This window comes from Vogesella sp. (genome assembly GCF_046297735.1).
GTDB lineage: Bacteria > Pseudomonadota > Gammaproteobacteria > Burkholderiales > Chromobacteriaceae > Vogesella > Vogesella urethralis.
Map to the genome: position 1 here is coordinate 156615 of NZ_JBKBHK010000001.1, position 12602 is coordinate 169216.

Here is a 12602-nt window from a genome sequence, read left to right on the forward strand (position 1 = left end):
TCGCGCCCGTTTGCACCCTGTCCCTCACCCGGGCAGGGTGTTTCTTTTTTTGCGGCTGGTTTATTGCATGACGAGGTGATGCCAATAGGAGACAAAGCGGCAGCGACGTCATTTATAGATATCTGCGGCATGGCGATGGGCTTTGTTACAGTGCTGATTTGATTTAAATAACATCAGGCGTTTTAACAAAAACTATCGAAAGGCAAAGCGGCTTGCCACTCTGTCTGTCGGCTACAAACCATGCCCACTTATCACTTCTCAAGACCATTCCTTTATTGTTGGCTGCTGTACCTGCCGGCCCTCATGGCGCAGGCGCAAACCGGCCAGATCGCCACTCCGGCCCAGCTCGACGCCCGCGAACAGCAGCTGCAGCAACAGCGCAGCACGCAGCTGCCCCAGCCCGACGCGCCCGATGTGCGCCTACAGCCCGCAGCGCCGGTAACACTGCAACGCTACCAGCGCGGCGCGGCACCGTGCTTTGTCATCAGCGACTTGCGCCTGCAGGGCGACAGCGCCGACCTTTTCCAGTGGGCACTGGCGGCAGCCGACCGCGACAGCAACGGCGATGACGACCTGCTGGCGGGTCATTGTCTGGACGTGGCCGGCATCAACCTGGTCATCAACCGGGTACAGGCCGCCATCCTGGCGCGCGGCTACATCACCACCCGTGTGCTGGCCGGGCCGCAGCAGCTGGCGACTGGTGTGCTAACGCTGACGCTGATCCCCGGCCGCATCCGCGACATACGCTACGCGCAGCCGGCTGCCGAGCGCCTGCACGCGGCCAACGCCTTGCCGATGCAGGCAGGCGATTTGCTGAACCTGCGCGACATCGAACAAGGGCTGGAAAACCTCAAGCGGGTACCCACGGCCGAGGCCGACATTCGTATCGAACCGGCCGCCGCCAGCGACGCCGCGCCGGGCGACAGCGACCTGGTGATCCAGTGGCAGCAGGGCAACCCTTACCGCATTACTCTGAGCGTGGACGACGGCGGCAGCAAGAGCACCGGCCTGTACCAGGGCAGCGCCACGCTGTCTTACGACCACCTGTTTACCCTGAACGACTTGTTCTACTTCACCCACAACCACGACTTGGGTGGCGGTGCCGACGGCGAACGCGGCAGCGAGGGCTACGCCTGGCACTACAGCATTCCGTTCGGTTACTGGCTGCTGGCTTACAACGGCAGCAAGCATCGCTACCACCAGGCGGTAGCCGGCGCCAGCCAGAGCTACAGCTACAGCGGCAAAAGCGAGACCAGCGAGCTCAAGCTCAGCCGGCTGGTGTACCGCAACGCGGTGCGCAAGCTCGGTTTGTCACTCAAAGGCTGGCAGCGCAGCAGCAGCAACTTCATCGACGACACCGAAATCGAGGTGCAGCGCCGCCGCACCGCCGGCTGGGAGGCCGGCGCCAACTGGCGCGAGTTCATCGGCAGCGCCACGCTGGACGTCAACCTCACATACCGCCGCGGTACCGGTGCCCGTAATGCGATGCCGGCGCCGGAAGAAGCCTTTGGCGAAGGCCGCTCGCGCCCACGGCTATACCAGGCCGATGCCCAGCTGGACGCGCCGTTTGCGCTGGGCGGGCAAAAGCTGCGCTATGGCCTGGCTTGGCGCGCGCAGTGGAACCGCGGCCCGCTGGTGCCGCAAGACCGCTTTGCCATCGGCAGCCGCTACACGGTGCGCGGTTACAACGGTGAAAACCAGCTCAGCGCCGAGCGCGGCTGGTTGCTGCGCAACGAACTGGGCTGGCAGCTGGCCGGGCAGGAACTGTACCTCGGCTACGACTACGGCCGCGTGGCCGGCCCCAGCGCCACGCTGTTGCTAGGCCAACGCCTGGCCGGCACCACGCTGGGCGTGCGCGGTCGGCTGGGCCGCCTGGCCTACGACGCCTTTGTCAGCCAGCCGCATGGCTACCCCGACTACCTGCGCGCCGCCCGCACCACCGGCGGTGTCAGCCTGAATCTGCAGTTTTAGCCAGGAGCCGCGCGATGAACCAGCACTGCTACCGCCTTGTTTTCAACGCCCACCGCCGCATGCTGATGGCAGTGGCCGAAATCACCCCGCAACAGGGTGCCGATGCGTCACCCACTCGTGCCCGGCCTGTAGTTGGCCGCCTGTCTGCGGCACTGCGGCCGCTGGTAGCCTGCCTGCTGTTGGCGCAGGGGGCGGTGTGGGCCTTGCCTGCCGCCGCGCAGATCGTGGCCGACCCGGCGGCGCCGGGTAGTCAGCGCCCGACAGTGCTGACTACCAGCAGCGGCGCGGTGCAAGTCAACATCCAGACCCCGTCCGCCGCCGGCGTATCGCTCAACCAGTACCGCCAGTTCGATACCGGCGACGCCGGCACCATCCTCAACAACAGCCGCGTCAATGTGCAGACGCAAAGTGCCGGCTGGGTGGCGGCCAACCCGTGGCTGGCCAGCGGCAGCGCCCGCGTCATTGTCAACCAGGTCAACAGCCAGCACCCGTCGCTGCTGCGCGGCACGCTGGAAGTGGCCGGCCAGCGCGCCGAGGTGATCATCGCCAATCCGGCTGGCCTGCAGGTGAGCGGCGCCACCTTTTTGAATGCCAGCCGGACGGTATTGACCAGCGGCACGCCCGTGATAAACGGCGGCAACCTGGAGGGCTACCGCGTCAGCGGCGGGCAGGTCAGCATCGGTGGCAATGGCCTGGATACCAGCGCCAGCGACTACACCGCCATTCTTGCGCGCAGCGTGGCGGCCAACGCCGGCGTCTGGGCGCAGCAGCTGCAGGTGGGCACCGGCAGCCAGGCGTATGCGGCAGACGGCAGCGGGCAGGGCGCGCTCGCCGCCAGCGGGCCGGCGCCGGTATTTGCGCTGGACGTAGCCGCATTGGGCGGCATGTACGCCGGCAAGATCGTGCTGGTCGGCACCGAACACGGCCTGGGGGTGCGCAACGCCGGCAAACTGGTGGCCGGTGCCGGCGGTTTGCGGCTGCAGGCCGATGGGCAACTGCTGAACAGCGGTAGCGTGATGTCACAGGGCAGTATGCAACTGGATGCGACATCGATAGGTAATCAGCAGACGGTGTATGCACAAGGCCTGTTACAGCTAAACAGCCAGGGCGAAGTGGCCAACCAGGGCTTGATGGCCAGCGCTCAGGATGTGCAATTGCAGGCCGGGAGCCTGCAAGCCAGCAGTACGGCCATTCTGGCCTCTGGCCTGCAGACGGATGGTGAGTTGGTGGGTCAACAGGCCCTGACAGCCACGGTATCCGGTGCGGCGCGCTGGGAAGGCAAATTGTTTGCCAGCGGTGAGCTTGCAGTAAGCTCCGAAACGCTGGATTTGTCCGGTAGTACGGTCGCGGCACATGACATGCAGCTGGCGGCCAGTGCGGGCGACGTACGCCTGTTTGCAGCCCAGGTAGATGCAAAGGCCGGTTTGCAGGTTAGTGCCAGTGGTGATGTGATCAGTGATGCGGCCAACATTCAGGGCGAGCAGCTGCAGCTGACAGCACATAACCTTTCCAACCGCCAGGGGCAATGGTTGCAGCTGGGCAGTGGTGTCATGCAGTGGTCATTGCCTGGCAGTATTGATAACTATCAGGGGCGCATCGCCGGCAATGCGAATGTGATGTCATTGGCTGGCACCCGGCTGGATAACCGCGAGGGTCTGCTCCAGCATGCCGGTACCGGGCAATTGGCATTGCAAGCCCACGTGCTCGATGGCTCGGGTGGTCGCATCGTGACACCCAGCCTGCTGCAATTGCAGGCCGGGCAATTGGCACTGGATCACGCGATGACTCAGGCCGGTCGGCTTGACATCCATGCCGGGCAGCTATCGCATCAGGGTGGCCGTCTGTTGCAGACCGGCGAGCAAAGCGGTCGGCTACAAGTGCAGGGCGGGCTGGACAACCGCAATGGGCTGCTTGCCAGTGCGGGTGAACTGCAAGTACAAGCGGGTAGCCTGGACAATCGCAGTGGTCGCCTGCAAGGGAGTGGCGACCTGGCGGTGAACGCTGGCGGTCTATTGGATAACAGCGCACAAGGTAGCATGACGGCGGCGGGCAACCTGCAGTTACGGGCTGCCGACGTCAATAACCGGCAAGGTTACGTCGGCGGTGGCAGCATTACGGCACAAACCCTGGGTAACTGGCAGAACGCGCAGGGAACGCTGAGCAGCCAGCAAGCGTTAAACCTGGAGGTGGCCAGCCTGGATAACCAGGCCGGGCAGCTGGCTGCCGGACTGGTGCTGAGTGTCAAGGCCAGTGGCGCCGTCCGTAATCAAGGCGGGCGCATGCAGTCGGCACAGGCATTGCATGTACTGTCTTCCGGCCTGGACAACAGCAGCGGTTTGTTGGCTGGTGACGGCCTGATGCTGGACAGTCGCCAGTCGCTACTGACTAACCATGGCGGCGCGATCCTGTCTGGCAGCCAGGGCGGGCAGCTGTTGACCGGCGCGCTCAACAACGTTGGCGGGGTAATAGACAGTGCGGCGGCGCTGCAAATAGATACCCATGGTCAGTGGCTGGACAACACGGCTGGCGGCCGGATGCAAAGCCAGGCAGGCCTGACTCTGCACTCCGGCACGCTGGACAATCGCGATGGTAAGCTGATGGCTCGGCAGGCTGCCCGGTTGCAGCTTGGGCAACTGGATAACCGCGGGGGACAGTTGTGGGCAGGAGGGCAGCTGGGCATTACCGCCGAGAATCTGGATAACCGTCGTGGGCAGATGCAGGTCATCAACGATCTGACGCTGGCTGTTGCAGGCACTTTGCAGAACGACGGGGGGCTTTTGCGCAGCAACGGCCAGTTGCAGGCACAGGCTACCCGCATCAGCAATCAGCAGACTCAGCAAGCCGATACGGGTATTGAAGCGGCCGCCATTCAGTTGCAGTCAGCACAGCTGCTTAACGAGCAAGGCACTATCCGCGGCGAGGATCTCAGCCTCAAGCTCGGTAAGCTGTCGAATGCGCACGGCGAATTGTCAGCCCGGGGGCTGCTGGATTTGCGCCCGGATAGCAGCGGTGTATTGGCTGTTCACAATGAAGCAGGTGTGCTCATTGCAGGACAAGCGTTACAAGTACAGGCCAGCAGCTTGCAAGGGCAGGGGCAGTTGCTGTCACAGCGTGATCTGCAATTGCAGATTACCGGCGACTACCAGCATCGCGGCCAACTGCAAGCCGGCCATGATGTCCAGTTGATCATTCAGGGAGCCTTGAACAATCAGGGCGCACTGCGGGCGGCAGGCAAGCTGGCCGTCCACGCTGCCAGCATCGATAATCAGGCCGCTGCCAGCATTCAGGCTGGCAACACACAGGTACACACACCCGGCCAGCTGGATAATCGAGGCTTGATTGATGGGCAACTTACCCGCATTGATGCCAGCGTGCTCAACAACCTCTCAGGGGGCAGGCTGTATGGCGATCATCTGGCCATCCAGGCTGGCACACTCAACAATATGGGCGATGGTAACGTCGCCCCCGTTATCGCCGCCAGGCAGCAGCTGGATATTGCCGCCAACCAGATCAACAACCTGGAGCAAGCCCTGATTTTCAGTGCCGGCGATATGGTGATTGGTGGCACGCTGGATGCGGCCAACCGTGCCAATGGCCTGGCGGGTAGCCTGGACAATGCCAGCGCGCGTATCGAGGCGCTGGGGCAACTCACGCTGGGTACGGGCACGTTGCAGAATCGTGATAGCCATCTGGAATACGGCTATCAGATAGGGGAAAGCACCCGCAGTGTTACCCATTATCTCAACGGCGTAGCGCTCGATCCGGCTAGTTTTGTGCTGGCCAAGCATGAAACTGGGGGCATTGTCTATGTCAGGCCGGAACAAACCGACTGGCTGGGTGATGATGACTACCGCAAACTACTGATTCTGTCGCCGAACTACCCGCTAGAGAAATTTGCTGCTTATTACAAGCACTTTCCGGATTTCAGCAAAGGTTATAGCTACACCCGTTGTGGTCACGATGAAAACTGTCGCACGACCAAAGTCGCTGGCGCCTGGTATCCAAGCAGTGATCCCATCTGGGCTACCTTTAATGTCAAACCACCCTCGCAGGAGCCTGCGCTGTCTGCCGACAACCCCGGTCGACTGTCTGCGGATATTACCCTGGGGCAGACGACTTACACCATCACGCTGGATCCGCCACCGGAAAAAGGTTCAGGCACTAAAACCATTCGTTTCGATCATCCTGTGACACAGCAGGAACTGGACGAATGGAACACTTGGAAGCAATGGCATGACAGCGACTACCAAGTAGCGCACGACAAGCTGGACACGGCCATTCAGCAGTTTGCTCCCTTGAGCATCCCGTTTGGCCGTCCAGTCCGCCAACTGGGTGCGGGTACACAGTGGGTTGACAACTGGCGCTATCGGGACAGCACTAGCAGTACCCGAACCCCGGTCATTACCGCTAGCCAGCCCGGCGAGATCATGGCAGGTGGTAACCTTGTGGTTACCTTGGGCAGCAGCGGCAGCAATCACAGCCGCATCCTTGCTGGACAAGCCCTTGTCGTACAAGGCGCCACGCTCGACAATATCTCGCAGCCAGCAGATGCCCTGACCGACATCCAAGGCACTGATATCTATACCTACGTCGAAAGCCGCCGCTTCAAAGGTGACATCCGCCGCAACGATAGCAGTCCTTTTACCAATACCGAACGCCGCAGCGTCAACTTGCAGCAAGGCATTACCCTTGCCAATCAGGCTCTGCAAAGCAGTAACGCAGCGCCTGCTGAACTGGCCCCTAACCCGAATCTGCCCACAATCAGCGCCGCTACTGTGGCAAGTCCGGCCCAGTCGAGCCAGTCAAATCTGCCTGTCATTATCGAAATCATCCTGCCGCCGGTACCCGGTAGCACCACCTCGCCCAGCGTGGTACGTAGCAGCGGCCCCAGCCTCACGTTGCCGGCTAGCAGCCTTTATCAGCACCAACCCGAAAGTACAGCCAAGGTGTTGGTACAAACCGACCCGCGTTTCACCCAGTATGGCCAGTGGCTCAGTAGTGATTACATGCTGAGCCAGCTGGCCAACGACCCCGCCGCCAGCCAGAAGCGCCTGGGCGACGGCTTCTACGAGCAAAAGCTCATCCGCGACCAAGTGGCACAGCTTACCGGCCGCCGCTTCCTGGATGGCTACGCCAGCGACGAAGCACAATATCGCGCGTTGATGGACAGCGGCCTCACCTTTGCCCGCCAGTACGGCCTGCGCCCTGGGGTGGCGCTCAGCGCCGAACAGATGGCACGTCTCAGCAGCGACATCGTCTGGCTGGTCAGCGAAACCCTCACCCTGCCCGATGGCAGCCAGCAAAGCGTGCTGACGCCACGCCTTTACGTCCGGACCACGCCGGGTGACCTGCAAGCCGATGGCGCCTTGCTCTCCGGCGACCGTATCAACCTTACCCTCGCGGGAGACCTCAACAATAGCGGCAGCATTGCCGGGCGGCGCCTGGTAGACATCAGGGCGGCCAACTTCAGTCAGCAGGGTGGCCAGCTCAGTGCGGTAGATATCCAGGTACAAGCCAGCCATAACCTTCACAACCTGGGCGGCCAAATCAGCGCCAGCAACAGCCTGCAACTTCACGCCGGCAACGACCTCACCCTGGCCAGCACCACCCGGCAAGCCGACGGCGTCAACGACCAGCGCACCTATCTGGATCGAATCGCCAGCCTGTACCTCAGTGGCAGCAACGGTCAGCTACTGGCCAGCGCAGGCGGCAATCTCACACTGCAGGGTGCCACCATCGTCAACCAGGCGGCCGCCGGCCAGACCCTGCTACAGGCCGGCAAAGATCTCCAGCTCGCCACCCTCACCACCCAAAGCAGCCACCAGGCGCAATGGGCACCCGGTAACGCGCTGCAGGAATCGCAACAACAGGACAATGGCAGCCAGATCAGCAGCCAGGGCAGCCTGTACCTGCAAGCCGGTGGCGATGTGCACGCCACGGCGGCCAACCTCAGCAGTGCGCAAGGCCATCTGGGCCTGCAGGCCGGCGGTAGTGTCGATATCACCACCGGGCAAAGCCGGATGCAGCTGGACGAAACCCACCACAACAGCCAGAAGGGCCTGCTCAGCAGTCGCAGCACCACCACCCGCGACACCTTGGACCAAACCCAGGCCATCGGCAGCCAGCTATCCGGCCAAACCGTCAGCGTCAGCGCCGGCAAAGACCTAACCGTCACCGGCAGCAGCATCGCCAGCGACCTGGCCACCACCCTCAGCGCCGGTAGTAACGTCACCCTCGCCGCCGCACAGAACAGCAGCAGCGAAAGCCACAGCCGCGACGAGAAAAAATCCGGCCTGATGAGCAGCGGCGGGCTGGGCTTTACCATCGGCAAAGCTGCGCAAGGTAACGCCAACAGCGTCACCACCACCCAAGCAGTGGGCAGCACTATCGGCAGCGTGCAGGGCGATGTGTCGATACAAGCCGGCCAGGCCTACCGCCAGACCGGTTCCAGCGTACTGACGCCACAGGGTGATATCGATGTGCAGGCGCAAAGCATCACCATCGAGGAGGCGCGCCAGCAAACGCGGGTGGACAGCAGCAGCTACAGCAAGCAAAGCGGGCTCACCGTGGCCATCAGCAACCCGGTTGTCAGCGCTGTGCAAACCGTGCAGAGCATGCAGCAAGCCGCCAGCCAGACCGGCGACGCCCGCATGCAAGCGTTGGCCGCCGCCAGTGCCGGGCTAGCCACCTACCGCGCCGCGCAAGACGTGGCCGCCCAGCCTGGGCAGCTGGGCGGCGTCACCGTTAGCGCAAGTATCGGCAGCAGCCGTAGCAGCAGCCAAAGCACGCAAAGCAGCGACCAGGCGGTGGCATCCACCCTGGCCGCCGGCGGCAACCTCAGCCTGCGCGCCACGGGGGCAGGGCAAGCCAGCGACCTCACCGTACAAGGCAGCCAGCTGCAAGCTGGCGGCAACGCGCTATTGCAAGCCGATGACCAGATCACGCTACAAGCCGCCCGCAATACCGCCGAGCAGCACAGCCGCAATAGCAGTAGCAGCGGCAGCATTGGTGTTAGCTGGAACACGGCGGCAGGCCCGCAAGCCACCCTCAGCGCCAGCCAGGGCCGAGGCCACGCCGATGGCAGCGACGTCACCTACAGCAACACCCACGTCAACGCCGGCCAGCAACTCACGCTGAGCAGCGGTGGCGATACCACGCTGCAAGGCGCCGTCGCCAGCGGGCAACGTGTCACTGGCGACATCGGCGGCCAACTGCGCATCGATAGCCTGCAAGACAGTAGCCGCTACGACAGCCGCCAGCAGAACGCCGGCTTTAGCGTCGCCGCCGGGACGGGGAGCGCCAGCGGTAGCATCAGTGCCGGCAACACCCGCATCGATAGCGACTACCTGAACGTGGCCGAACAAAGCGGCCTGAAAGCCGGCGACGGCGGCTTCCAGCTCACGGTAAAAGGCGACACCACCCTCAGCGGCGGCGTCATCGCCAGCAGTAATGCCGCCGTGCAAGCCGGCGTCAACCGGCTGGACACCACGGCCACCCACCTCAGCGACCTGCACAACCAGGCCAGCTACAAGGCTAGCGGTTACAGCGTCAACGTCGGCGTCAGCAGCGGTAAACCCAGCGGCAGCGCCGGCATCGGGCAAGACAGCGGCAGCGCTGCCTCCGACACCCGCGCCGGTATCAGCGGTATCGCCGGCAACAGCAGCGTGCGCAGCGGCGACGCCGAAACCGGCATCGCCAACCCGTTCGACGCCCAGCGCGTGGCGGCCAACGTGGGGGCCCAGGTCGCCATCACCGCAGAATTCGGCCGCCAGGCCCCGCGTGCCTGGGCCGACTTTGCCCAGGCGCAGTACCAGGCAGCGCAAGCCAGCGGCAACGCCGAGGAAGCCGCCAAATGGGCCGAGGGCGGCGCCTACCGCGTTGCCGGCCATACTGTGCTGGGTGGGCTGTCTGGCGGGGTGGCCGGGGCAGCCGGTGCCGCCAGCAGTGCCAGCCTGATGCCCAAGCTGGGCGAGCAACTGGACAGCAGCGACCTGCCCGCCGCCGTCAAGCAAGCCATTGGCATGGTGGCCAGCGCCACGCTGGGGGCGGTCAGCGGCGGTGCTGCCAGCGCGGCGATGGGGCTGAATGTGGATGTCAACAACCGGCAGTTGCATCCGGATCAGGTCCGTCTGGTTCAGGCACAAGCCAAAAAACTGGCCGGCCAGCAAGGCCTGACGGCAGCCGAATGGGAAAAGCGCCTGCTTACCCAGCTGGCGTATCAGAACAGCGAGATGTATGTCCGTTATGGCAACGACCCGCAAGCCGAAGCCATCCTGACCACGCTGCAAAATCAAAGCGGCGTGCAGATGGACTACCGTGCCACGGCGGCCTATCGGAACGACGCGCTGAACCTGCAATACCTGCCGCAGCTCACCCAAGCTTATCAGCAGCTACCGCCGCTGAATGGCAGCATGAGCCAAGCACAATTCGCCCGCTACGCCGGGCTGCTATCTGGCGATTTCACGCGTATCCCGCCTACCGAGCAACGCGAAGTCGTTCAGCAGTTGCAAAGTGAATACCAAACCACGCTCAAGCAGCAGTTGGCGCAAGAACAGGCAGGGCAAAGTGCTGGTGGTCAGGCATTGCAGTTGGCCGCAAGACTGGAGGTGCTGAACAAACTGCTAGCTACCGCCGAGTACGCGGCGGTACGCAGTGGCGCCATCAGCGAAAGCGAAGCCAGTGCCATGCAAAGGGCGATGGCAGCGGGTATGCTGGTACCCAGCCAGGGGGTGAATGCCAAACCGCAGGGCGTGCCGCCTGCCAAGGGGCAGGTGGTTGCGCCGGAGGGGCAGAAGCCGATAGCTGATAGAGCAGAGCAATCAGCACCTGTTATGCCGGCAGCGGAGCAGATTGCCGGCACAAAGCCTGCATCAAACACATCTGGCAAAGTGGACAAGGTAGAAGCGCTGTTTGGTCAGACTTTTGCCAGTATTCCCTTGTCGCACACTGCCGGCAGGCAGGATGGGGATTTGGGTGAAACCTTGGCGTTGCAGCTGCTAAACGAAAAAACCACGCTGAAGTTTCAGCCTTTGCAAAACGCCAGTGGCCACGGTTGTGATGGCTGCGCCGTGGCGATTCACGGCGATACCATTACCGTGGTGGTGATGGATGCCAAGTCGTCCCAGATGGGTGTTGGTGGGGCGAAGAATACGGCGGGGGATCCGGAGGCGAGGTTGCGGGGCTGGGTAAATAATCCGTCCATATTCAGTATTCCAGAGAACAAGATTATGGTTCAAAAGATAAAAGACGCACTGAGTTCAGGTACTTTTAAAGTGCAAGGCGTTACCGTAAAGGTTGGTGTGCCAGCGCCGGGCACCTCGGGTGTGGCAACGTTTAAGGTAGAATCATGGCCAAAGTAAATGCTCAATGCGACCGTATAGGTGTTAGTTCTAAGTGGCCGTCAAGAGAGACAATTATAAAAAAAATCAGGAAACTGGAGGAGAGTTGGCAGCGCATGCCAAGAAGTTCGATGCAGATTGATATTGATTCAATCAGTGACTACGTTACCCGTGCTGATGCACTCCCTGAGCGAGAAATTCCCAATAAAGTAAATGCTACTAAAAATACGGCTGAGAGCCTGGCTGGAGTGCAGCTTAGGACTATTTTAGCAACAGCACATTTGGATGATGCTTGGTTGGATAAGCTTGCAAAATGGGCTCGTTATTATGAAATTGGAGTTCGGCAATCTTTTTTTTGGAGTTATTGGTTTGACAATATTTTAACACCATCTAGAAGTAACCGTAATTGGAGAAATTTTGATCTGAAGACTTGTGCCGAGATGTTAGGGGTTCTTTCGATTCTTGGCTGGAAAGACGCAGTCATTTATCAGGGTTATCTCGCCCATGCTGCGCTGAATAACACCTATCAGCTGAAGCTGCAGTACGAAAGCGAACACCGTCGGGCCCAGGCTTTCATGTTGCGGCTGTTTGCCAGCTGGGTGGGCGATGCCGATCATGCCTGGCCAGCCTACGCCTACGACGAACCGATTTACGAAGCCCTGCTGCAGCACTGGCGTACGCCAGACCCGGCGGCGCTGGTGCCGTGCCTGCTGGCAGCCTGCGACCGCCATACCCACCAGGCCGGACGCGACACGTTGACCAAGTTCTACGACTTCAGCACCGAGTGGGACCTGGGACGGGTGCCGGTGGAAATCCTGTTGTTGTTCCGGCTACGCGAATGGGAAGGCCTGGCCAACCCCTTGCTAGACCACCCGTTGATGGCTGCGCCTTATCATCAACTGCCTGCGCCGCAACCCGTGCCACCGCTGGACGAGTTGATGCAGGGTGTGGTGAAGCGTGCTAACGAGGATTGGCCAGGGGTTTACGAAGAGGTGCTATCGCTAGCGTCACTAAAAGCCAGTGCTACACAAAAGGGCCGCATTTGACGCGGTGCGAGCCATGCGTACCGCGTTGTGTAGGGATGGCGCCACTTTTGCTCAAGCATATGGCCTGCGCCTAGGGGAGTGCTAAACCCCCATTAGATGTCCCGTCTCACCAGCGACATCATCTGTCTGGTGGTTTAAACCACCACGCTGCAAGGCGCCGTCGCCAGCGGGCAGCGTGTTGCTGGTGACATCGGCGGCCAACTGCGCATCGACAGCCTGCAAGACAGTAGCCGCTACGACAGCCACC

The 12602-nt window shown here is 62.0% G+C and carries 3 protein-coding genes and 1 pseudogene; all 4 read left to right on the forward strand.

Features of this window, described 5'->3' with window-relative positions; genetic code table 11:
• The first annotated feature begins 303 nt into the window (after positions 1-303).
• Positions 304-1971 (forward strand): ShlB/FhaC/HecB family hemolysin secretion/activation protein, encoded by a 1668-nt coding sequence (locus tag ACK4FZ_RS00750; protein ID WP_409817852.1) that lies wholly within the window; start codon positions 304-306, stop codon positions 1969-1971.
• A gap of 14 nt (positions 1972-1985) precedes the next feature.
• The gene (locus ACK4FZ_RS00755; RefSeq protein WP_409817853.1) at positions 1986-11330 is read left to right on the forward strand and encodes a hemagglutinin repeat-containing protein; all 9345 of its coding nucleotides are present in this window, start codon (positions 1986-1988) and stop codon (positions 11328-11330) included.
• Positions 11318-12355, forward strand: coding sequence for a hypothetical protein (locus ACK4FZ_RS00760; RefSeq protein WP_409817854.1), 1038 nt, complete (start codon positions 11318-11320; stop codon positions 12353-12355). The genes ACK4FZ_RS00755 and ACK4FZ_RS00760 overlap by 13 nt, the downstream gene beginning before the upstream one ends.
• 147 nt (positions 12356-12502) lie before the next feature.
• Positions 12503-12601: pseudogene (locus ACK4FZ_RS00765) on the forward strand (hemagglutinin repeat-containing protein); the annotation flags it as partial.
• Position 12602: the final 1 nt, after the last annotated feature.